We start from the raw sequence: 22,964 nt of genomic DNA on the forward strand, positions 1-22,964 counted from the left end.
GGATGAGCACCAGCGCGCAGACCGGAACCATCACCACCCACGTCCCGGCGCGCCTGGACCGGCTGCCGTGGTCGCGGTTTCACTGGCGCGTGGTGCTGGGGCTCGGCGGCGTGTGGATCCTCGATGGGCTCGAGGTCACCATGGTCGGCAACGTGTCGGCGCGGCTGACCGAAAAGGGCAGCGGCATCGACCTCAATCCCGCCCAGATCGGCGTGGCGGCGGCGATCTACATCACCGGCGCCTGCCTGGGGGCGTTGTTCTTCGGTCACCTGACGGATCGCTTCGGGCGGCGCAATCTGTTCATGCTGACGTTGGCCGTGTACCTGGTCTCCACCGTGGCGACCGCATTCGCTTTCGCGCCTTGGTATTTCTTCGTCGCCCGCTTCTTCACCGGGGCCGGGATAGGCGGCGAGTACGCGGCCATCAACTCGGCGATCGACGAGCTGATCCCGGCGCGGGTGCGCGGCCGGGTGGACTTGGTGATCAACGGGACGTACTGGCTGGGATCGGCAGCGGGCGCGGCCGGGGCACTGGTCCTGCTGGACACGTCGAACTTCCCGGCGAACATCGGCTGGCGGTTGGCCTTCGGGATCGGCGCCGTCTTCGGCATCTTCGTGCTGCTGGTGCGGCGCAACGTGCCGGAAAGCCCGCGGTGGTTGTTTATTCACGGGCGCGACGAGGAAGCCGAGCGGATCGTCCGCGAGATCGAGGACAGCGTCGAACGCGATACGGGGGAGTCGCTTTCCGAGCCGCACGGGCACCCCCTGAAAATTCGCCAGCGCCATGCCATTTCATTCTTCGAGATCGCCAAAGTGGCCTTCGCGCTGTATCCGCGGCGGGCGGTACTGGGACTGTCCCTGTTCATCGGGCAGGCATTTCTCTACAACGGGGTGACGTTCAACCTGGGCACGTTGCTGAGCGAGTTTTACGGAGTTCCCTCCGCAAAGGTGCCGCTGTTCTTCATCCTGTGGGCGCTGAGCAATTTCGCGGGGCCGCTGCTGCTGGGCAGGCTGTTCGACACCGTCGGTCGCAAACCGATGATCACCATGACCTACATCGGTTCGGCCGTGGCGGTCGTCGTCCTCGCGGTGCTGTTCGTCACCCGGACCGGGGGGCCCTGGACGTTCATCGGCGTGCTCGCGGTGGCGTTCTTCGTGGCCTCGGCGGGCGCGAGCGCGGCCTACTTGACGGTCAGCGAGATCTTTCCGATGGAGACCAGGGCACTGGCGATCGCCTTCTTCTACGCGGTCGGCACCGCAATCGGCGGGATCACAGGTCCGCTGTTGTTCGGTCAGCTGATCAGTTCCGGCCAACGCGACCAGGTGTTCTGGTCATTTGTGATCGGGGCGGTCGTGATGGCGGTCGCGGGTCTGGTGGAGCTGTGGCTCGGTATCGCTGCCGAACAGCGCCCCCTCGAGGAGCTGGCGCTGCCGCTGACGGTGGCCGACGCCGAGGAGTCCGACGGCGTGCCGTCGTGACCGGGTCGCAGCTGGTCATGCCGCTGTCGACGACGAGTTGCCCGCGGCCCGCATCGTGTTCGCCGGGTCGCACCGCCGCGTTTTCGTCAGCGTGACTTTTTCGCCGTTTCCCTGACGGCCGCCCGGCGCGTCACCGCGCCGGCCAGGTGCTGATGAGCGAAACGAATCCTGCGGTCCGGCCACCGACACTTCGTCGACCGGGCATGGCTCCGCCCGCCGTCCAGCCGCTTTGCTGGCCGGTGCGCTTGTGGATCGGCTCGGGTCGAGTCACCCGACGGGTCGTGACTGCGCACCGAGGTAAAACCGTTGTCAATACCCGGTGCCGTTGCTTCTTGTCGCGGCCGGGGGTGCGCGCCGCCGCGCGCCGACCGCGGACCCGCAGGCGTTGCTAGGCTGCCCGCATGCACGCGGCAGGGGCTTATTCGGGACGCCGCCTGTTCGTGCGCTGTTGTCGCTGACCCTGCCCCGTCCGCGGTTCGGTCAGGAGTCGGTGAGCTTCCCGGCGATGTCCTCAATGTCTTTCCGCAGGGACGGGATCGACGTCGTAATCCCGCACCGGAGGGCCGCTGTTGTTGAACACTATCGTGACGGCATCGTGCTGGCGGAAATCGGCAGCACTCACGCTGGCCGTCGGCGTGGTCGCGGGCTGCGGGGCGGGGCCCAGCGACGTGGTGGGCGGCGGTGTTGCCGGCAATGCGAACACCAAGATCACGTTGGTCGCCTATTCCGTGCCAGAACCCGGATGGAGCAAGGTGATTCCGGCCTTCAATGCCTCGGAGGAGGGCAAGGGCGTGCAGGTCATCACCTCTTACGCGGCCTCTGCCGACCAGTCCCGCGGGGTGGTCGAGGGCAAGCCGGCCGACGTGGTGAACTTTTCGGTCGAGCCCGACATCACCAGATTGGTCAAGGCCGGAAAGGTCTCCGCAGACTGGGACAAGCAGGCCGGCCACGGGAACCCGTTCGGATCCGTCGTGACATTGGTTGTGCGCAAAGGCAACCCGAAGAACATCCGGGATTGGGACGATCTGTTGAAACCGGGTGTCGAGGTCATCACGCCCAGCCCGCTGAGCTCGGGCTCGGCCAAGTGGAATCTGCTGGCCCCCTACGCCGCCAAGAGCCGCGGCGGCGCCGATAGACAGGCGGGCATCGATTTCATCAGCAAGCTGGTACACGAGCACGTGAAACTGCGCCCCGGATCCGGCCGGATCGCCACCTCGGTCTTCTCCGAGGGCAGTGGCGACGTGTTGATCAGCTACGAGAACGAGGCCATTGCGGCCGAGCGTCAGGGCAAAGCCGTCGAACATTTGATCCCGTCGCAGACCTTCAAAATCGAGAATCCAGTGGCCGTCGTCAGCACCAGCGTGCACCTCGATACCGCGACCGCCTTCAGGAATTTCCAGTACACCGCCGCGGCCCAGACGCTGTGGGCGCAAGCGGGTTTCAGGCCGATCGATCCGGCCGTCACCGCCAGTTTCCGGGACGAATATCCGGTGCCGCTGAAATCATGGACGATCGACGATCTCGGCGGCTGGAACACGGCCGATCAGGAGCTGTTCGACAAGAACACGGGCAGCATCACCAGGGTCTACATGCAGGCGACCGGATGACGACGGACCTGATTCCGAATCCGGAAGCGATCCGGCCCGAGTTGGCCCAACCCGGCAGCCGGCTACCGGAACCGCCCGAAGGCCCGCTCGTGCGCGGCACCCAGGGTCTCACCTCGCTGCGCGTCGGGGTGACGACGCTGTGGCTTTCGGTGATCGTCTTGCTGCCGTTGGTCGCCATTGCCTGGCAGTCCGCCGGCGGCGGCTGGCAGGCTTTCTGGCTGGCGGTCACCTCGCACGCCGCGGTGCAGTCGTTCCAGGTGACGTTCAGCATTTCGGTCGTGGTGACGCTTCTCGACGTGGTGTTCGGGCTGGCCACCGCCTGGGTGCTGGTGCGCGACGACTTTCCGGGCAAGGGGCTGATCGACGCGGTGATCGACTTGCCGTTCGCGCTGCCGACCATCGTGACCAGCCTGGTGATGCTTGCGCTGTATGGCAAGAACAGCCCGGTGCACATCCATTTGCAGCACACACCGCCCGGGGTGGCGATGGCGCTGGCGTTCGTGACGTTGCCGTTGGTCGTCCGCGCCGTGCAACCGGTGCTCCTGGAGATCGATCGCGATGTCGAGGAGGCGGCGGCATCGCTGGGCGCCAGCGGCACGAAGGTTTTCACGACGATCGTGCTGCCCTCGTTGGTGCCCTCGCTGCTGACCGGTGCCGGGCTGGCATTCTCGCGGTGCATCGCCGAGTTCGGCTCGGTGGTGACCATCGGCGGTGCCGTGCCGGGCCGGACCGAGGTTTCGTCGCAGTGGATCCGCTCGCTGATCGAGAATGACGACCGCACCGGCGCGGCCGCGATGTCGATTGTGTTGCTGGCGATCTCGTTTGCCGTGTTGGTGCTGTTGCGGGTCGTGGGCGGACGCGCCGCCAAACGCGAGGAGAAGGCGGCGTGACGGCGTCGCCATGGGCCCGCTATCTCACCCGGTCGGTGACGCTGGCCTATATCGGCATCATGCTGTTCGTCCCGGTCTCGATCATCCTGTGGCGGACGTTCGCGCCCGGGTTCGGCCAGTTCTACGCGTGGATCACCACGCCGGCGGCGATCGCCGCACTGCGGCTGTCGCTGATCATAGTCGCGGTCGTGGTGCCGCTGAACGTGATCTTCGGCGTGCTGACCTCGTTGTTGCTCGCGCGCAGCCGATTCCGGGGCAAAGCCGCGCTGCAGGCGATCGTGGACCTGCCCTTCGCGGTGTCGCCCATCATCGTGGGCGTCGCCCTGATCCTGCTGTGGGGATCGGCCGGCGCACTGGGGTTCGTCGAGAACGATCTCGGAATTAAGATCATCTTCGGCCTGCCCGGCCTCATTCTCGTCAGCATCTTCGTCACGTTGCCGTTCGTGGTGCGTGAGGTCCAGCCGGTGCTGCTGGAGGTCGGAACCGAGCAGGAACAGGCGGCGGCGACCCTGGGTTCAGGCCCGTGGCAGACGTTTTGGCGGATCACCCTGCCCTCCATCCGCTGGGGCCTGATCTACGGCACAGTCCTGACGACCGCGCGCACACTCGGCGAATTCGGTGGCGTCATCATGGTGTCGTCCAACCTGCCCGGGGAGTCGCAGACCCTGACGCTGCTGGTGAACGATCGGTATGCCCGAGGCGCCGAATACGGCGCCTACGCGCTGTCCACCTTGCTGATGGGCGTGGCGGTCGTCTTTCTCGTCGTGAAGACGATTCTGTTGGTGCACCGCAGACGGGTCAGGGCCCCGGCGTAAGCGGCTATTTTTTCACGGTCCGTGTCACGATGGCCGAATTGTGGTTGGGTGCCCACGCCTGCTCGAAGGTGGCCAGGGCGACCCGCTCGTCGCGGCCGGTCTTGATGCCGCTGTCATTTAGGTGCACCACACCGTCTTTCGTATCGATGCCGGTGACGACGACGAAATGATTCGCGGCGGCGCGGTTGCCCGGCCGGCGCCAGATGGTTTCGGCGTTGACGAGCGCGATGACCTTGCGCTTTTCGGCCAACGCCTGTTCCAGCGCCGCGGTCGTGGTCTGCACGTTGTCCGCGGTGATCCAGTAGTGCCAGAGCAGCGCGGGCAGATCCCGGATGTCGGTGTTGCCCACCGGCCGCCACATGGGCCCGGAACCGACTGTGCTGGGGGTGTGTTCGGCCACGGCGGTGATCTGGGATTCGGTGGGCTGACGGCTGGTGAGTTCGCCGGCAACGTCGGCAACGGCCATCTCGCCGCAATCCGACCACTGCTGCTGATGCCAATATCGTGCCGCGCCGGCCGGGTCCCCGTACATCCCGGAGTCGTGGTCGGCGTCCGGCGCGGGCGGCCCCGGGTTGGCGTGCACGGCGGAGGCGAAAGCCACCGCCGCAGCAACGATGCAGCCCCACAACGGAGCTGCTCCCGACGTGAGGCGCGCCGCCGCGGCAAAGCCGGTCTGCACAGTGCTGGTCATGGGCGTCCTTGTTCTCGAGCCGCCGCCGCGGCATGCCGCTGTCTTGAGAAGAAGGCCCTCGAGTCGCCCTACGCCGATCATTAAACGGGACGAGCACCGAAAATTCGGGGAAACGCGCCGACCCGTTGCCGCGACGAGACGGGCGAGATCCGGATCCTTAGTTGGGCCGCGCTAGTTGAGCCGCGATCCACATTCGCAACGGATGCAGCGCAGCGTTGACGCCGACGTAACAAAATCGGCATCGAAGCTTCCTAAGGTGGGGCGGTCCACCTTCCTCGAGGGTCGGATCCCCATAGCGATAGGAACTCCATTGAGCGGAAATGCAGCCCGCCTGCAGGCGATCACCAACGTCGAGGCGTACCTCCCCCCGGCCGTCAGCTTCGTTCCCGGTGAAGCACCCGGCGAAGTCTTCGGGTCGAACGTCTTCACCAAGGCCGAGATGCAAGCACGGCTACCCAAGGCCGTGTACAAGTCCGTGGTGGCGACCATCGAGAAAGGCGCCAAGCTGGACCCGGCGGTCGCCGACACGGTCGCGGTGGCCATGAAGGACTGGGCGCTGGAGAAGGGCGCCACGCACTACGCCCACGTGTTCTACCCGATGACGGGCCTGACGGCGGAAAAGCACGACAGTTTTCTCGAGCCCGTCTCCGATGGGCAGACCCTTGCCGAGTTCGCCGGCAAGACCCTGATCCAGGGCGAACCGGACGCCTCCAGCTTCCCGTCGGGTGGGCTCCGCAGCACCTTTGAGGCGCGCGGCTACACCGGCTGGGACGTCACCAGCCCGGCCTACATCCTGGAGAACCCGAACGGCAACACGCTGTGCATCCCGACGGTGTTCGTGTCGATGACCGGTGAGGCGCTGGACTACAAGACGCCGCTGTTGCGCAGCCAGCAGGCCATGGGCACGCACGCCGAGCGGGTGCTGAAGTTGTTCGGCCACAAGGACCTCAACCACGTGGTGTCGTTCTGCGGGCCGGAGCAGGAGTACTTCCTGGTCGACCGGCACTTCTTCCTGGCCCGCCCCGACCTGATCAACGCCGGCCGCACGCTGTTCGGCGCCAAGCCGCCCAAGGGTCAGGAGTTCGACGACCACTACTTCGGTGCGGTGCCCGAGCGGGTCTTGGGCTTCATGATGGACACCGAGCGGGAGCTGTTCAAACTGGGCATCCCGGCCAAGACCCGGCACAACGAGGTGGCCCCCGGCCAGTTCGAGATCGCGCCGATGTTCGAGCGGGCCAACATCGCCTCCGACCACCAGCAGCTGCTGATGACGGTGTTTAAGACGATCGCCAAGAAGCACGGCATGGAATGCCTGTTCCACGAGAAGCCGTTCGCCGGCGTCAACGGGTCGGGTAAGCACGTCAACTTCTCGCTGGGCAACTCCGAGCTGGGTTCGCTGCTGGTGCCGGGCGACACCCCGCACGAAAACGCGCAGTTCCTGGTGTTCTGCGCGGCCGTGATCCGCGCCGTGCACAAATTCTCCGGCCTGCTGCGGGTATCGGTCGCCTCTGCCACCAACGACCACCGCCTGGGCGCCAACGAGGCGCCGCCGGCGATCATCTCGATCTTCCTCGGCGAACAGCTCGCCGATGTCTTCGAGCAGATCGCCAAGGGCGCTGCCACTTCGTCAAAGGGCAAGGGCGTCATGCACATCGGCGTCGACACCCTGCCACAGCTGCCGACCGACCCGGGCGACCGCAACCGCACCAGCCCGTTCGCGTTCACCGGTAACCGGTTCGAGTTCCGCGCGCCGGGTTCCGGGCAGACGGTAGCGGTGCCGCTGATCGTACTCAACACGATCATGGCGGACTCCCTCGACTACCTGGCCACCGTCCTGGAGAAGGCGGTCGCCGACGGCGAGAACTTCGATGTGGCCGTGCAGAAGGTGCTGACCGAGATCATCACCGAACACGGCGCGGTGGTCTTCAACGGCGACGGCTATTCGGACAACTGGCAGATCGAAGCCGCCGAGCGCGGACTGCCCAACCTCAAGACCACGCTGGACGCCATTCCGGAGCTGATCAAGCCCGAATCGATCGAGCTCTTCGAAAAGTACGGTGTGTTCAACGAGCGCGAGCTGCACAGCCGTTACGAGGTGCGCCTCGAGCAGTACGCGCTGACCATCGGTGTGGAGGCGAAGCTGGCGCTGGAGATCGGGAGCACGGTCGTCCTGCCCGCCGCGATCCGGTACCAGACCGAACTCGCCCAGAACGTCGCGGCGCTGAAGAAGGCCGGGGTGGAGGCGAATACCGCTCTGCTGGAATCGGTTTCGACCCCGCTTGCCGACCTGTCCGCGGCGCTGGAGACCCTGAAGGCGGCGCTGTCGGATCACTCCGCGGAGTCCGCACTCGAGGAGGCCACCCACGCCCAGAAGGCGTTGCTACCGGCGATGGCGGCGGTGCGTGAAGCGGCGGACACGCTGGAAGGCGTTGTCGCCGACGACTTGTGGCCGCTACCGACCTACCAGGAGCTGCTCTACATCCTGTGAGGCACTCAGGCGGGCCGTGCCGCGGGGGGTTGCCCGCGCGGCACGGCCCGCCACGCTTCGGCGACATGTAGGAACTGCACATTTCGCGGTCGGCGCGCTAAATTCTCTCCGGATCGATTTCACCCGTTCAGGGAGAACATGGGGCCATTTGACACCGGTCGGCGGCGTGCCTTGGAGTGGGAGACATACCAGCTGCTGTGGAATCTGTGGCGGATTTCGCGGCGCACCGCGATCGACACCAGCAACTGGGACTCGGCGTGTGAGCTGCTGCAGACGTATTACACCGTCAACCAGGCCCGCCAAAATTCCGAGGTCTGCGCGATGCGGATCCGGTACTTGGAAGTCGCCGAGCCCGCCCCGCGGCTCGCCGACTTCGTGGCCGCCCCGCCCTATGGGGGCGTGGCCGACGCCCCACGGCGGCTGGCACAGGCCCGCTACGAGTACCAGCTGGCGCGCGTGCGGCACCCGCAGCGGGAACAGCAGCGTCTCCGGGAGCTCGAAACGACCAGGGCGCTGTACGCGGCGGTGCTGGCCACCGAAGCCAGGGCCAGAGCCGCCGAGCTGGCCCGTCGCCGCGAGTGGCAGCAGAGCCGGTGGCCGGAGGGCGTCGTCCTCGACAGCGACATCTACAGCATCGACAGCTTGTCGGACCAGGTGGACGCCCAGAACATCAGGATCGAGGCCCGGGTGCGTGCGCTGACCAATCTGCTGCGAGACGGGCTGGCCCACCTGCCGGACGCGGCGCCGCCCGACCCGGACGCGGACGACGCGGCCGCGCTGGCGGCCCGGGTCGACGCGGTCCTGGCGACCCTGCCGCTGCCCGACTGGCTCCGTACCCAGGCCACGGTCACCCATGCCGCGCAGCCGCACGAATTGGTCATCGAATATCAGCTCCCCTCCGTCGATGTCGTCCCGAAAGCCCGGGCGTACCGGTACGTCGAGGACCAGGACGGCGTCGTCGCGACGGTGCGGCCGTCGTCAGAGGTAAAAGCGTTGTACGCCGGCACTATTGAGCAGCTCACGTTGCTGTCGCTCGCGGCCATTCTGGCTGCCGGGCTCGGGCCGCACGCCGATGCCGTGGTGTTCAACGGCGTTGTCATTGCGCGGGATCCGGGCGGGGGTCAACCAACTCGGCCCTGCCTGATCGCCGTGCGGGTCACCGCGACCGCCTTCGCCGAACTCGACCTCGCGCAGGCCGATCCGAGCGCCATCCTGAAACGGCTGTCCGCGACCGTGTCGCAGAACCCGGCGGAGTTGCAGCCGGTCCGGCCGTTGCGGGGCTGATCAGCTGTAGGCCTCCCACCATTTGTGTAAGTCGGCGACGGCGCCCTGGTCACCAGCGACGTCGGAGAGCATCAGCTTCTTGTCGAACGTCCAGATCAGGCTCGGGTGATCGGAGGAAGTGCCACACGCGATCATGCCGCCCGTCACGGTGGAGGCTCCGTTGGGTTGCCAAGGAGCGGGCGACTTTCCCTCGCCGGGGCAGTCCGTCAGGCTGAGGTTCGCGACGTCGGCGTCGAAGGCTCTCTTCATACTGTCGAGATCCGGGAATAGCCCGTAGGTTGCGCGGGTCGGGCCGCCGGGCTGGGTGTTCGGGCCGCACGTCACCATCGTCACCGCGCCGACCCAGAGGCTGCCCGGATCGGGCGGGGCCGGTGTGCAGGCGCCGCTGGCATAGCCGGACGGGAGCAGGCTCAGCAGTTTGGATTCGTCATCGCCGGTTCCCTGGCCGGACCGCGCTGCGGCTTTCTCCCGCGGCGCCACCGTGCTCGTCGCTGACTGATCGCCGGACGGCGATTGGAGAAACCAGGAACCGACGCCCCCGGCGAAGGCGACGACGGCCGCGACGATCGGCCAGCGGTGACGTTGCCGCGGCGGCGCGGGCTCTGTGGGTAGTGCCGCGGCGTGCGCCTGGGCGCCGGTGATCGGCCGGATCGCGGTGTCGCTGTGCCGCAGGATGGTACTGGCCTTGTGTTGATCGGTGTTGCTGAGCGCCTCGTGGGCGGCGGCCGCCAGGGCACCGGCGCTCTCGTACCGGTCGTCCGGGTTTTTCGCCATGCCGCGTTCGATGACGGCATCGAACGCCGGGGGAATTCCCGGCCCCGAGGCGCTCGGCTTGGGTACCGGCTCCATCAGGTGCGAGGTAATCAGTACCCCGGTGTTGTCGGCGCGGTAGGGCGCGGCCCCGGTCAGGCATTCGTAGAGCACGCAGGCCAACGCGTAGACGTCGGCGCGGGCGGTCACCTCACCATTCGAAAACCGTTCTGGCGCCATGTATTTCCACGTGCCGACCGCGGTGCCGAGTTGGGTGAGCTTCTCGTCGGTTTTCGCGCTTGCTATCCCGAAGTCGACCAGATAGGCGAAGTCGCTGCTGGTGATCAGGATGTTCTGCGGCTTCACGTCGCGGTGTGTCACCCCGGCGGCGTGCGCGGCATCGAGGGCCGCGGCGATCTGGTGGATGATCGCCACCGCCCGCGGCGCGGGAAGCGCCCCCTCCTTTTCCAGCAGGCTGCCCAGATCGATGCCCTCGATGAGGCGCATCTCCAAGAACAGTTGACCGTCGATTTCGCCGTAGTCGTGGATCGGCACGACATGGGGTTCCAGCAGCCGGCCGGTGATGCGTGCCTCACGTTCCATCCGCTTGCGAAACACAGGATCCTGGCTGAACGCGCGCGACATCAGCTTGAGCGCGACCGTCCACTCTTTGATCGTGTGCTCGGCTTCGTAGACCTCGCCCATCCCGCCGCGGCCCAGCAGCCGTTTGAGGTGATAGGGACCGAAGGTCGTCCCCAGCCGCGAGCCTTCCGCGCCGCTCATCGCCCACTCCTTAGATCGCGCCTCGTCGATCATCGCAGGAAAAGTACAACATCTGAGCCGCGTGCGCGGGGTCGTCGTGGTGTGGCCCTGCTTGCACCGGCAAGGCAGCATTGCCCGGGCCGCCGACGATGGAGCCGGGTTCGGCGAGATGTCGCCTAATCATGCTATGCCACAACATCTTTCGTCCTGTCGGCACTTTCAGCGCTGCAGCAGCGCCAGTATCCGGGGCAGCGCCTGCCGGGTGGCGACCCGGGAGGCCTCGCGGGCTTGGCCGATCTGGTGGAATTCCAGCAGCCCGACGCCGCGCGTACTCGGCCGGATCACGGCGTCGGCCGCCGCAAGCGTCGTCGCCGCCGGCGGCCCGCTGCCCATCATCATCGTCCGCATCAGGGTTTCGGCGATCCCGGGAACGCGTGGCGGATCGCCAGCCGCCGGTGCCGCGGCCGATGGCCGCTCGCCGAATCCGCCGCGGCCGGGGGGAGCGCCCGCGTCGCTCGGGTGGGGTTGCGCCCGGGAGGTTCCGAGATTCATCGTTGATCTCCCGACGGGAAAGGCCAACCGACTCAGTCGCGGTTGCGGACAGGCGTGTGCGCGGCCGGCTCGGAATCCACCTCTGGCCGCACGACGTCTTGGGTGACGACATCGCTTCTGCCGGGCGCGGTGTCCGAGCCGACCGTCTGCCGGCCCAGCACGGGAAAGACCGTTTCCTTGCCCCGCCGGCCCTTGAGCTCGACCTGCTCGCCCTCGCCCCACACGAAGTGCGCCTCCGCCGTGCGCCGAACACCGGTGGTCGCCATCACCGAGGCGCGGCCCTGGCGTCCGGCCAGGCCGGACAACCGGAACGCGACGTTGGTCGAGTCGCCGATGACCGCCTCCACCGATCGGGTCATGGCGGCCAGCGCAACCGTGCCGACCACCACACCCCAACCCATGCGGATCGGCGAACCATCGGGGCTGCGCAGCGGCAATCGCGGACCGAGCGTGTCGACGAGCGCGTTGGCGGCCAGCGCGAAATCGATCGCGCGCTGCCCGGCATCCGGGAACCGGTTTGCTTCCCAGATCGCGAAGATCGCATCGCCGGCGTAGTGGTTGAGCGTGCCTCGATGAGCCTGCAAAACGCCGCCGACTTCATGCCACAGCGTGTGCAGGCTCTGCGCGATGACCTGCTCGTCGGTGACCTCGGAAATCGTTGAATAGTTGACGATGTCGCCGACCACCATCACCATCGCGGTTTGGCTGATCCGCGTGCGGGTGACACCCGGCATCTCGGCGGGCTCGACCGCGGTGAAGCGCTGCGAGTGGAATGTCATCGCGACATCACCGATCCGGATTTCGTCGCCGGGCCTGATCGGTCGCGGCACGGCGCGCTCGAGCCGCATCCCGTTGAGCAGGGTCCCGTTGGTGCTCGTATCGATGACGAACGCCTGATCGGCGACGGCATCCAGCCGAACCTCGAGGTGGTTACGCGAGATCTCGGGATCGCGGATCACCAGGCGCCGAGACTCGTTGATACCCGCGCATTCGCGGCCGACGAACATCTGGTCGTAAATCGGCACATTTCGCTCAGAGCCGCCGTCGTTGACGATGAGGAAGCCCATCGGCTCGTCGGAGTGCCGACCCGGCATCTGAGAAGGAGAAGTCATCATTGCCCCGTTATTAGCCGTCGTCTCGGTGATGCAGTTGCGTGGGTAAGGCGGTCCCGACGCGGCGCCAGCCGGGGCCGGCGGCGCCCGTCAGCACCTGTGACCCCGAGGCGGTTAATGCCAACGCTCGGGCGCTGGTTCGCCGATCGTTAGACGTCTGCTGGCCTTCCCGTTGCGCAGACCTCCTGTGGCCCCGGTGATCGGCAGGTCATCGGAGGTCCCGGCTGCCCTTCGTGGCGGCGGTTGATGATGTTGCGGACATTACCGGAAAGCCCCGGGCCAGTTCGCGAATTGGCGATATGGCCTCCGTCGCCGTAAGCGCGGGTGACTTTCCGGTTAACCGGCGGCGACATCGGTCCTACCGAATTCGGACTCGCCGGCGGTCCATACGGCGTTTGGTTTTCTCTCTGCCCCAGAAAGATTCGGTCACCGCATTATCGGTAGTATTGGCGGGCGAATTGCTCACCGCCCTGCTGCGATCGCGGCAGCAAACGGGCAATAGTTCGCCGTGGAACCAGCGAAGTTTTCGAACAGGGGCAGCGGTCGGCCGATAAACTCCTCACCGACACCTCCGACTCCGTGAACCGCCAGGGAAGAACGAGTATGCGATCAGCAAACCATTTTGCGGACCGGTGCGGCATTGCGCCGGATCCTGCCTCGGGAGTATGGCGCCGTATGTCGGCCACTTCATGACCGCAAACCGCGATTGGCGTGCGACCGACGCGCGAACCGCGCTGCGGAATCTCCCGCTACTTGCCGAGATCGAGAATGAACAACTCGACCAACTCGCGAGTGCCGTTGATCGCCAGCACATCACGGCCAATGAATGGCTTTTTCGGATCGGGGAGCCGTCGGATGCGATCTATGTGATCGACTCCGGGCGATTCGCGGCCGTCGGAGCCGACGGTGAAGTGTTCCGCGAGATGGCCTCCGGCGACTCGATCGGAGATCTGGGCCTCATCGCCGGTGCCGCCCGATCGGCCGGCGTGCGAGCGCTCCGCGACGGTGTGGTGTGGAGAATCGCCGCCGACACGTTCTCCGACGTGCTCGCGAAAACCCCGCGGTTGCAGTCGGCGATGCTGCGGGCGATGGCGCAGATGCTGCGAGAGTCGCGCTCTGTCAACATTTCTCAGAATCCGCGGGTGGTCGGGATCTTGTCGACCGGCGGCGCCGCGGCGGCCCCGGTCGTCGAAGCGGTCGCGGCTCGGTTGCAAGCGTACGGCCGCGCCGCGGTGGTCTCGCCGCCCGTCGAGACCACCGCCACGGTTGCCGCTCACGCGGAACTCGTCGAGGCGTTCAGCGAGACCCTCGATCGTGCCGAACGCAGCAACGACTGGGTTTTGGTGATCGCCGACCGCGGGTCCGGCGATCTTTGGCGGCGATACGTTGTCGCGCAATGCGATCGACTCGTGATCCTGGTGAATCAGGCGCACCCGCCGAAGGATCTCGCCCGGCCCAAAACCCAGGGCCCCGTCCATCTGGTCACCATGACCGAGGCGGACCCCGCATGGTGGGATCTGATGGAGCCGGTGTCGCATCACTGCCGCGACGAGAACGGGATCGCGGCCCTGGCTCGCAGGATCGCCGGCCGCTCCTTGGGTCTGGTGCTGGCCGGCGGCGGCGCCCGGGGGCTTGCGCACTTCGGCGTCTACGAGGAACTCACCCGGGCCGGAATCATCATCGACCGGTTCGGCGGGACGAGCGCGGGCGCCATCGCCGCGGCGGCCTTCGCGTTGGGGATGGAGGCAGCCGAGGCGACGGAAGCGGTCCGCAAGTCCATCGGAAACGTCAGTCCCCTCGGCGATTACACGCTGCCTGCGATAGCGCTCACCCGCGGCGGACGCATCGACCGACTCGTGCGAGAGTTCTTCGGCGGTGCCCTGATCGAGCATCTGCCTCGAGGATTCTTCTCGGTCTCCACCGACATGATCGCCGGCGAGCAGATCATTCATCGCCGCGGGCCGTTGTCGCTCGCGGTACGCGCCTCGATCTCGATCCCGGGTCTGCTGCCGCCGGTACAGCATGGCGAGCGACTGCTAATAGACGGCGGATTGTTGAACAACCTTCCGGCCGATGTGATGTCCGCCGACCGTGATGGCGAGGTCATCTGCGTGGATCTGCGCCGAGAGTTCCTGCCGTCGAAGGGGTTTGGGCTGCTGCCCGCGATCCTTCAGCCTCCCGGGCTGGTCCGACGGGTGCTGACCGGCACCGACGAGGCACTGCCGCCGCTGCAAGAGACGCTGCTTCGCACGGTCGACCTCGCGGCTTCCAACGGCAACCTGAACGAACTTCCCCGCATCGCGGCGATTATCAGGCCGGACATCTCCGCGATCGGTCCGCTGGACTTCAAGAAGCTCGAGGCCGCCCTCGAGGTCGGGCGCAAGGCCACCCGCGCGGTGTTGGAAGCGCAGCCAAACCTGGTCGGCTGAGTCGCCGAATCCTCGGCTGGCAATCACCCCAGCAGCTTGGTGAGCCAGGTCGGATCCTGGTAGTTCACCTGCTTGGTGCCGTCCCATACGAACGGCGTGCCATTGGCGTTGAATCCGGATAACGTCGCGTCGCCTGCCTCGGACTTGGCTTTGCCGCTGCTGACGTCCTGCCCGGACTTGATGCAGCTGATCACGTTGGCATCGCTCCCCACGGTCTTGGCCAGATTGGCCAACTCGCCGTCGGTGCGGTCTTCGGGCGCGTTCTCCTGCGGCTGGAAGTCGCTCGCGAATATGCCTGCGTAGAAAGCCATGTAGATCTTCGGGTCGTTCTGGCCCGCCACGCAATAGGTGGCCGCCACCGCTCGCGTCGAGTAGTTCTTGCTGCGCGACTTGTCGTCGAGGAAGTCGAGTAGGTGATAGCGCACCGCGAGCTTCTTGTTGTCGACCGCGGTCTCGATGTCGTTCGCGTTGGACCTGATGAAGCTGCCGCACGGCGGGCACATGGGTTCGTTGAAAATGTCGATCGTGGTCGGCGCCGCCGAGCTGCCCACGTACACGCCGTCGTCGAGGACGCGCAAGGCAACCGCATCCGGCGGAGGCGGCGGGGGCGTGGTCGACCGCGGCGTGGACGACGGCTGCAACGGATGGGCAACGACCAGCGCCACGCCCACAAGCGCCACCACGACAGTGGCCGCAACGGCCACCCACGGCCAGGGATTGCGCCGCCGCCGCGGCGGAAGTTGGCCCCATGCCGGTGCACCTGCGGTGCCCGGATCGCCCGCGCCCCAGCCGGGAACGCCCGGCCATCCCGTCGGTTGCGGCAGGGGCCCCCCGGGCGCACCGGTGGCCGTCGGGGGCCACACCGGGCCGTGCGGCGGGGACTGGGCTGCCATCGCCGGCGGTACCGGCGTGAACCCGCCGGGCGGCTGGCCGGCATATACGGCGGATGGACCGGCCGCCTGGCTGCGCTCCAGAATGTCGGTGGCGCGATCCTGGTCGCGGCTGGCCAGCGCCGCATAGGCGGCCGCCGACAGGTCGCCGCAGCTGGCGTAGCGGTCCGCGGGATCTTTGGCCATGCCGCGGGCGATCACGGCGTCGAAGGCGGCGGAAATACCCGGCCGCGTGACGCTGGGCCGCGGGACCGCCTGGTTGATGTGCATTCCGATCACCGATACTTGGTCACCCTGATACGGGGGCACACCCGTCAGGCACTCGTACAGGACGCAGGCCAACGCGTAGATGTCGGCCCGGTAGGTGACCTCGGCCTCGCTGAACCGCTCGGGGGCCATGTACTTGAATGTGCCGACGGTCGTGCCGATCTGGGTGAGTTTTTCGTCGGAGGCGGCGCTGGCGATGCCGAAATCGACGAGGTAGGCGAAATCGTCCTTGCTCACCAGAATGTTTTCCGGCTTGACGTCGCGATGCAGTACCCCGGCGGCGTGCGCGGCGTCGAGGGCCGAGCCGACTTGTCGTACGATCGCCACCGCCCGCGGCGGGGTCAGCGGCCCGGAGCGATTCAGCAGCGTCGCCACGTCCGAGCCCTCGATCAGGCGCATGTCCACATAGAGCTGGCCGTCGATCTCGCCGAAATCGTGAATCGGCACGACGTGTGGTTCCTGCAGCCGCCCCGCGGTGCGCGCCTCGCGCTGCATGCGGGCGCGGAAAACGGGATCGTTGGACAGCGTCCGCGACATCAACTTCAGCGCCACGATCCGCTCGCGCCTGGTGTCTTCGGCCTCGTAGACATCGCCCATGCCACCGCGGCCGACCAGCCGCCGCAGCAGGTACGGCCCGAACTGCGAACCCTCCCGCGAATCCGCGTCCGAATCACCCATCGCCGACTCCTCACCGCCAACCGCGTGCCGCGATCCGACTAGAAGCACTCTCGCGCCCCCGGCCATCGCCTGCGCCGGAAACGAATACGCACCTGGCGTGCCAGGGATAAGGCTAATGGTTGCGGCAATCGCGGAACATGGTGAATAGGAGAATCCCAGCAAATAACTCACCGCAACGTCTCAGGGCGAGGGCGGTATGCGGATCGCGCCCGCAGACTAGCGATGTTCCTCGTCGCCGGTCTTACGCTCGCTGAGCCCTTCGCGCGACAGTGCCCGGACGAACCCGTACGCGTGCATCCCGGCCGGGCCCGGGTTTTCGGCGACCCATTCGTTGATTTTGCGCAGCGCCGCGGCCAAGTCGTCACGACGCACCCGGATCAGGTAGGTTTTGCGCTCGTCGTCGGGATCATCGCCTGAATCGACGACGGCAACGGGATTCTTGAACGCATAGGCGATCCCGTGCACGGCGTCATGGTTCAGCGCCCAGCCAATTTCGTTGGGCCGCAGTTCCTTAACCGCCAAGTTGCGGTAGTCGTTCTCGTCGTCTGACGTGCTCACCTGGTCGATGGTCCTCCTCGGTGCCTGCGAGAGACCGGACGCCGACTCCGCTAATGGTGGTGTCGGGCAGGCGCTTCGGCGCAGGGTGTACATCCACGGTGGCACAGCAATGCCGAGTGCGCGATTCGAGCGCTATGCCGCGTCGCTGACAAGCCAGGTGGCGCGTCGCAGAGCAGGCCGCACCCATCAATCTACGACTGGTCGAATATCGACCCGACGTGGCGGGAAGTCATGACCTTTCCGGTGATATCCGAGGGCGCGCCGTGGGCCACGCTGGGCATTCTCGATCGCACCGCCCGCCGGGGTTATCGCGGGGCTGACGGCCGTCCGTGCGCTACCGGCAGTACTTCACGAACAGGTAGTCGTCGCAGACCAGCGCGTGTTCCAGCCGCAACGTGGTGGGAGCGGGCAATCGTGACGACTGCGATCGGGTTCCGGTCGGTTGGTGCGCGGCGAGCTTGGGGGCGAGCGTCACGCACATCTCGTCCACCGCGTCGCTTTGCACCAGCTCGTCGAGCAGGGTCGGTCCGCCCTCGCACAAGACGCGGCACAAGCCGTGATTGCCCAGCAACGCCACGGCCCGCACCACGTCCACGGATTTCTCGCCCGCGACCAGGACCCCGCACGGTTGAGTGCCGGCGCGGTGGTGCCGTGCCGCGGCCACGGCGCTGGTCACCAGCAGCGCCGGCTGGTCGGGCCTGCTGAGCAGCTTGGGCGGCAATTCACCGGTCTGGCTGATCACCGCGATCGGTGGCGGCTTGGCGCGCCCGTCGCGGTGGCGCATGCCTCGTTGGGTCTCGGTGAGCTGTACCGGGCCGTAATCCTCGGCACGCGCGGTGCCGGCACCCACCAGCACGACATCGGCGAAGCCCCGCAGGATTTTCAGCAGCTCCTGATCGATGGCACTCGACAACGGGCCGGCGCGCCCGGCGAAGGCGGCGGCCCCGTCGGCGCTGAAGATCATGTTGACCCGCACGCCCTTTCGCGGCCGGGCGTAGAAGGAGGCAAGTTCGTCGACGTCGCGGACAACGCCGATGTGCGGGGTCGCAGGTACCGTGCCCGTCTGTTGACGGCGCAAATGGGGTTTGGGCATCGATCAGGCCTCGTGGCCCGGTTCCAAGTGGCGGACGTCGCCAAAAGACACCCAGTGTTCCAATTCTTGCGGCGGGCTGCCGCCCTCGGGTTCCAGCAGATGCCCGACGTGGTCTCCGAGCGAGAAACGTTCGAGAATTCTGCCGGCGAACCACGCGGCCGCGTCGTCGAGGATGGGCGTCTGCGCAGGACCCGGATGCCAGCTGCAGCGCTCGAACTTGTTGACGCTGTCTCCGGTTTCGCTGCCGAACAGCGCAACGAGCTCGAGATGTTCGGTGCCGAACACGTGCACTCCCAGGTGCGTGGCACCGGACGCCACCCGGAACGTGTGGTTCTTCGTTGACAGGCCGACCAGGAACCGCGGCGGATTGATGCTGGTTTGACTGGCGAAGCCCACCAGACAACCCGCCGCGACGCCGTCGGAATGGGTGGTGACCACGAACATCGGGTAGTCGAGTAGTGCAACAAGCTTTTCGAACGCGTCTGAGCCCGCCCCTGCCACCCGCTCTGTCTTCCCATTCGGTGCCGATTGGAATCCTGTCGGCGGCAATCGCCGCAAGTTCGTAACATTCGTTCCGTTCAGGCGGCGCATGGTCGGGTAGTGGAGCTCGGTGGCACACCGCGGTGCCTGTCACACGCGCCGACGACGCGCACGCAAGAGGTGTCTGTCGGCGGATTTGGGGAACTCCTTGTTGCGAACCGACTAACGGGAGCGAGGTCAATGCAACCGCTCGAACAACATCACCTGGCGCAGCGAATGGCCGAGTTGTCCCGCAGTATTGCCGTGCCGCGGGGGATCAACGACGTGCTGTCCGCGGTCACCGCCGCGGCGGTCGAGCTGATCGCCGGGGTGGACGCCGCGGGGATCCTGCTGATCAAGAAGGGAGGCAACTTCGAGTCGCTGGCCGGCACCTCCAGCCTGCCGCATGAACTCGATGCGTTGCAGGAAAGGTTCGGCGAGGGGCCATGTATGCAGGCCGCGCTGAAGGAAACACTGGTGCGCACCGACGATTTCCGCGCTGAGCCGCGCTGGCCGCAGTACGGTCCGGCCGTCGTGGAGCTCGGGGTCCTCAGCGGACTGTCCTTGAAGCTGTACACCGCGGACCGCACGGCCGGCGCACTGAACCTGTTCGGCTTCCAACCGCACGCGTGGGACAGCGAATCGGAAACCATCGGGATGGTGCTGGCCGCCCACGCGGCCGCGGCGGTCGCGGCCAGCCTGGAGGGCAAGCACCTGCAGTCGGCGCTGTTGACCAGGGACCGGATCGGGCAGGCCAAGGGCATGATCATGGAGCGCTACGGCGTCGACGACGTGCGTGCCTTCGAAATGCTGCAGCAGTTGTCCCAGGAATCGAACACGCGGCTGAGCCTCGTCGCGGAGAAGGTCATCGAAACCCGCAACAGCTGAGCGCGTTGTCGCTCACGCGGCGGCGAGCCGGGGGAGGACCTCGGTCGCGAACAATTCGAAATTGCCCGCCAGCGCCTGCATACGGGGCGCACGCAGATAGACCCGCGTGATCCCCAGCTCGGCGTAGGGTCCGAGCTGGTCGACGATCTGAGCCGGTGAGCCCGACAACGTGGTGCCGTCGAAGATTTGGGAATCGTAGTGCCGCGAATCGAGGGCCGCGGCGGCTGGCCCGGCCGTGTGTCCCACTCCGACAAGCGCACTCATCGAGAAGACGATCTCGGCGGCGTTGCGGCCGATCGCACCAGCCGGATCTGGCCGGCGACGTCCTGGGCCTTGAGTTCATCTCGGTGATGTTCGCCTGGCGCGCGGCGCCGGCTGGTCTGCAGGTTGAATTCGTCGGCGAACCGGGCCGCCAGCGCGGGCGTACGCTTTTTGCCGGTACCGTCCAGAATGATCGGCGGCCGCGGGATCTGCCACGGTTTGGGCAAGGCCGGCGAATCGCGCAGCTGATGGTGCCGCCCGGAAAACGAGTAGCGCTGCCCGTCGGGTGATTGCCACAAACCGGTGATGAGTTCCAGTGCCTCGCCCATCCGGTCGAACCGCTCGCCGACGGCCGGGAACGGAATGCCGTAGGCGCGGTGTTCGGGCTCGAAATAGCCGGCGCCAAGACCGAACTCGATGCGCCCGCGGCTCATCGCGTCCACTTGGGCAACGACGATGGCGAGCGGTCCCGGGTGACGGAAGGTGACCGAGGAGACTAACGATCCGAGCCGAATGCGCGAGTTTCGCGCGCCAGCCCGGCAAACGTCGTCCACACGTCCGTCGGGCCCGGCCGACCGTCGCCCGCGAAGGGCACGTAGTGGTCGGACAGGAAGAACCCCGCGCATCCGAATTCCACGGCCAATCGCGCCGATTGGAGCAGGTCGTCGTAGCCGGCGCCGTTACTGGGATCGGTGAAGATCCTGCATTCCATGGGGTGCTCCTCGCGGCGATGGGCGTTCCGTCGACGGCAACCGGGTCCCGGATATGCCGAGGCAGCAGACGAATCAGGCGATGTCGCTGGGAGAGTCCGCTGACCGAAGCGGGCCGTTTTGCCGCACGCCGCGGTACATGCCCCACCGCACGAACCACGGCATCACCACCCGTTCAACCGACCAGGACGGCAGGCGGAAAGCCTGACCGGTCGGGAGGAAGACCTCCAGGCCGTCGTCCTGAATGCCGACCAGGGAGCCCCATCGCCGGCCCGGCGTCCGGAAGGCGCGCAGGGGCCGGCCGGTGAAGTGGGCCCGAATGTTGTGGGCGACGAGTGCGTCGCCGCGATTGCGGGCGGAGCTGCGTTGTGGATCGGTCGCCGCGACGTCCCCGACCGCGAACACGCCGCGATGGCCAGGTACCGCCAATTCCGGTGTGACGCGGACAAACCCGTGCTCGTCGAGCAGTTCGGGCGGCAGCCAGTCGGTATTGGGTTGGACGCGCCCGATCGCCCAGAGCACGGCGTCCGCGGAAACCGGCGGCTGGCCGGTGCTCCACCGGACCGGGTCGCCGGTGATCTCGTCGCCTTCGGCGCCATTCGAGAGTTCCGCGCGATGACCCGGGTGCAGACCGACACCCAGCTCGTTCAGCCGCCTCCGGATCCGCGTCCAGGTGCGCGGGTGATACCCGGCCAACGCGCTCTCTCCGGGGTAGTACAGGTCAATCCGCTTGCCGGGCCACGTGGTTGCCAGGTTGACCGCGCTGCTGATCGCGGCCGCACCGCCACCCACGACAATCACGGAGCCGGCGGCGGCCAGCCGCTCGTGGGCGGCGCGCAGGCCGGCACCGATCTCGGTGGCCGATTCGAGCGTCGGCCGGCGCCAGAAGCCGTTGCGGACCCCGGTCGAGATCACCAGCGCATCGAAGTTCTCGGCGATGGTCGCGCCGTCACGGTCGCGACCGAACACGGTTCGCGTAGCCAGGTCCACTCCGGTCAGCGCGGCCTGGACGGTCCGCACGCCATCCAGTCGACGGAACCTGTCGAACGGGATCCAGTAGTCGCGGGCCCAGTCGTCCGGGCGGGCAAGCCGGACTCCGAGCTCTTGACCGCTGACGAGTGCGGGCTTGACCGAGATGCCGACGACGTCGGCATGGCCGGACAGGCGGATCGCGGCGAGCAGGCCGACATCGCCCAGCCCGGCGATCACAACACGTTTGCGGCTCATGGCCCTCCTGCCGGTATCCGCCGCTGCGGCCTGGGAACAAAGCGCGGCACCCTGTCGATGACGTCCTGATAGCCCGGTCGGCGCTGCAGACTGCGCGTCTCCATCATCGGAATGCTGGCACCTAAGAACATGCCCAGCATGGCGAGCGCGCCGGCGAACAACCACCACGCATCCGCCGGGGATGCCGCCACGCCGAACAGCGCCAGTGAAAGCCAGAAAGTGAACTCCCCGAAGTAGTTCGGATGCCGAGACCAGCTCCACAAACCCCGGTCCATCACGTCCCCCGGCCGCCGGGCGCGGACGAATCGGTGCAGCTGCACGTCGGAGACGAACTCGATGGCCACCGCCGCGATCCCCACCAGGAACGCGGTGACCGAAAGCCACGGTATACCCGGGCCGGCGTGTGTCATGCATACGTACACCGGGAACATCGCCGCGAAAACCTGCAGCGTGGGGATGAGGTGGATCGCCGCCAGGTCGACGACGAACTCCCAGCGCCGCGCCCGCTCGCGAAACATCCCGTAGCGCCAATCCTCGTGATGCAGCCCGGGAAATCCGTAGACCCAGTTCGCCGTGAGGCGCACCGCCCAGAGCAACACCAGCACGGTGATCAGCGAGGCGCGCAGCCGGTTTGCGCCCGGGTCGCCCTTGGCCCACCAGTAGACAGCCAGCAGTGGCGGCACGACGCTCCAATAGGCGTCGTAGAAGCTCGAATTGTGGTAGGCCCGGCTGAACACGAAAATGACTAGGGTCGCCAGCACGTCGGCGACCAAGGTGTCCAGCCATAGCCGGCCGGTGGCCGGACCCCATGCCAGCCACGCCGCGGCCACCGCGAGGGCAATCAGGTAGGCCGCCGTCACGAGGGCCAACGACTGTCCTCGGCTGTTCGTCCGGGTCATCGCCGGGCACGGCGGGGGGCAGGCAGCTGAGGCATCATGCGCTGTCGACCGTGAAATCCATGCGGTCTCCTCACGCCCGGTGCCGGCGGCAAACTGTAACACGTTCTAGTAGCTGG

Annotated in this window: 18 protein-coding genes and 2 pseudogenes; 9 read left to right on the plus strand and 11 right to left on the minus strand. The window is 66.9% G+C overall.

The window, feature by feature from the left end; all coding sequences use genetic code 11:
• The first annotated feature begins 2 nt into the window (after nt 1-2).
• The 4 genes from MSG_RS12010 (at nt 3) to cysW (ending at nt 4,790) form a co-directional block, all read left to right on the plus strand.
• Nucleotides 3-1,478, plus strand: coding sequence for an MFS transporter (locus MSG_RS12010; RefSeq protein WP_096439870.1), 1,476 nt, complete (start codon nt 3-5; stop codon nt 1,476-1,478).
• Nucleotides 1,479-2,047: 569 nt separating this feature from the next.
• Complete coding sequence (locus tag MSG_RS12015; RefSeq protein WP_170063152.1) at nt 2,048-3,085, plus strand: sulfate ABC transporter substrate-binding protein; 1,038 nt, start codon at nt 2,048-2,050, stop codon at nt 3,083-3,085.
• Nucleotides 3,082-3,975 (plus strand): sulfate ABC transporter permease subunit CysT, encoded by an 894-nt coding sequence (gene cysT / locus MSG_RS12020; RefSeq protein ID WP_096439874.1) that lies wholly within the window; start codon nt 3,082-3,084, stop codon nt 3,973-3,975. The genes MSG_RS12015 and cysT overlap by 4 nt, the downstream gene beginning before the upstream one ends.
• Entirely contained in the window at nt 3,972-4,790 is an 819-nt protein-coding gene (gene cysW / locus MSG_RS12025) for a sulfate ABC transporter permease subunit CysW (RefSeq protein WP_096439876.1), read from the plus strand. Before cysT ends, cysW begins: the two co-directional genes overlap by 4 nt.
• Nucleotides 4,791-4,794: 4 nt before the next feature.
• Here cysW and MSG_RS12030 read toward each other — a convergent pair whose 3' ends face one another.
• Nucleotides 4,795-5,481, minus strand: coding sequence for a cysteine peptidase family C39 domain-containing protein (locus tag MSG_RS12030; RefSeq protein ID WP_096439878.1), 687 nt, complete (start codon nt 5,479-5,481; stop codon nt 4,795-4,797).
• A gap of 310 nt (nt 5,482-5,791) precedes the next feature.
• On the opposite strand from MSG_RS12030, the gene MSG_RS12035 reads away from it, so the two are divergent.
• Together MSG_RS12035 and MSG_RS12040 are read left to right on the plus strand one after the other, a co-directional pair.
• A complete protein-coding gene (locus MSG_RS12035) occupies nt 5,792-7,969 on the plus strand; it encodes a glutamine synthetase III family protein (RefSeq protein WP_096439880.1) in 2,178 nt (725 codons plus the stop codon).
• 138 nt (nt 7,970-8,107) lie between these two features.
• Nucleotides 8,108-9,253: a hypothetical protein gene (locus MSG_RS12040; protein WP_105886906.1), complete on the plus strand. Its 1,146-nt coding sequence runs from the start codon at nt 8,108-8,110 to the stop codon at nt 9,251-9,253.
• On the opposite strand, the gene MSG_RS12045 is transcribed toward MSG_RS12040, so the two are convergent.
• From MSG_RS12045 to MSG_RS12055, 3 genes are all read right to left on the minus strand, one after another.
• Nucleotides 9,254-10,786: a serine/threonine-protein kinase gene (locus tag MSG_RS12045; protein WP_096439883.1), complete on the minus strand. Its 1,533-nt coding sequence runs from the start codon at nt 10,784-10,786 to the stop codon at nt 9,254-9,256.
• 198 nt (nt 10,787-10,984) lie between these two features.
• Nucleotides 10,985-11,317, minus strand: a complete 333-nt coding sequence (locus tag MSG_RS12050; RefSeq protein WP_096439885.1) for a hypothetical protein — start codon at nt 11,315-11,317, stop codon at nt 10,985-10,987.
• 32 nt (nt 11,318-11,349) lie between these two features.
• The gene (locus MSG_RS12055; RefSeq protein WP_232011229.1) at nt 11,350-12,429 is read right to left on the minus strand and encodes an adenylate/guanylate cyclase domain-containing protein; all 1,080 of its coding nucleotides are present in this window, start codon (nt 12,427-12,429) and stop codon (nt 11,350-11,352) included.
• A 689-nt stretch (nt 12,430-13,118) separates the two neighbouring features.
• Here MSG_RS12055 and MSG_RS12060 point away from each other — a divergent pair.
• Nucleotides 13,119-14,858, plus strand: coding sequence for a cyclic nucleotide-binding and patatin-like phospholipase domain-containing protein (locus MSG_RS12060; RefSeq protein WP_096444404.1), 1,740 nt, complete (start codon nt 13,119-13,121; stop codon nt 14,856-14,858).
• Nucleotides 14,859-14,881: 23 nt separating this feature from the next.
• Here the strand turns inward: MSG_RS12060 and MSG_RS12065 are convergent, their stop codons facing one another.
• Nucleotides 14,882-16,693, minus strand: coding sequence for a serine/threonine protein kinase PknE (locus MSG_RS12065; protein ID WP_096439889.1), 1,812 nt, complete (start codon nt 16,691-16,693; stop codon nt 14,882-14,884).
• A 216-nt stretch (nt 16,694-16,909) separates the two neighbouring features.
• A complete protein-coding gene (locus MSG_RS12070; protein WP_096439891.1) occupies nt 16,910-17,251 on the minus strand; it encodes a hypothetical protein in 342 nt (113 codons plus the stop codon).
• 186 nt (nt 17,252-17,437) lie between these two features.
• Between MSG_RS12070 and MSG_RS25580 the strand changes: the two are divergent.
• A pseudogene (locus tag MSG_RS25580) lies at nt 17,438-17,560 on the plus strand (polyketide cyclase); the annotation flags it as partial.
• 25 nt (nt 17,561-17,585) lie between these two features.
• Here MSG_RS25580 and MSG_RS12080 read toward each other — a convergent pair.
• Together MSG_RS12080 and MSG_RS12085 are read right to left on the minus strand one after the other, a co-directional pair.
• Nucleotides 17,586-18,344 carry a pyrimidine reductase family protein gene (locus MSG_RS12080; RefSeq protein ID WP_096439893.1) on the minus strand — a complete coding sequence of 253 codons (759 nt, stop codon included), beginning with the start codon at nt 18,342-18,344 and terminating at the stop codon, nt 17,586-17,588.
• Between the two features lie 3 nt (nt 18,345-18,347).
• On the minus strand, nt 18,348-18,788 hold the full coding sequence (locus tag MSG_RS12085) for a flavin reductase family protein (protein WP_373421219.1): 441 nt from the start codon (nt 18,786-18,788) through the stop codon (nt 18,348-18,350).
• Nucleotides 18,789-19,064: 276 nt separating this feature from the next.
• On the opposite strand from MSG_RS12085, the gene MSG_RS12090 reads away from it, so the two are divergent.
• The gene (locus MSG_RS12090) at nt 19,065-19,751 is read left to right on the plus strand and encodes a GAF and ANTAR domain-containing protein (protein ID WP_096439897.1); all 687 of its coding nucleotides are present in this window, start codon (nt 19,065-19,067) and stop codon (nt 19,749-19,751) included.
• 12 nt (nt 19,752-19,763) lie between these two features.
• Here the strand turns inward: MSG_RS12090 and MSG_RS26150 are convergent.
• The 3 genes and pseudogenes from MSG_RS26150 to MSG_RS12105 all read right to left on the minus strand — a co-directional run bounded on the left by MSG_RS26150 (nt 19,764) and on the right by MSG_RS12105 (nt 22,848).
• Nucleotides 19,764-20,724 (minus strand): annotated as a pseudogene (locus MSG_RS26150) (TIGR03560 family F420-dependent LLM class oxidoreductase).
• Nucleotides 20,725-20,797: 73 nt separating this feature from the next.
• Nucleotides 20,798-21,949 (minus strand): NAD(P)/FAD-dependent oxidoreductase, encoded by a 1,152-nt coding sequence (locus MSG_RS12100; RefSeq protein WP_096439899.1) that lies wholly within the window; start codon nt 21,947-21,949, stop codon nt 20,798-20,800.
• Nucleotides 21,946-22,848 carry a DUF1295 domain-containing protein gene (locus MSG_RS12105; protein ID WP_181159259.1) on the minus strand — a complete coding sequence of 301 codons (903 nt, stop codon included), beginning with the start codon at nt 22,846-22,848 and terminating at the stop codon, nt 21,946-21,948. Before MSG_RS12105 ends, MSG_RS12100 begins: the two co-directional genes overlap by 4 nt.
• Nucleotides 22,849-22,964 lie beyond the last annotated feature (116 nt).

It is taken from the genome of Mycobacterium shigaense (assembly GCF_002356315.1).
Classification (GTDB): Bacteria; Actinomycetota; Actinomycetes; order Mycobacteriales; family Mycobacteriaceae; genus Mycobacterium; species Mycobacterium shigaense.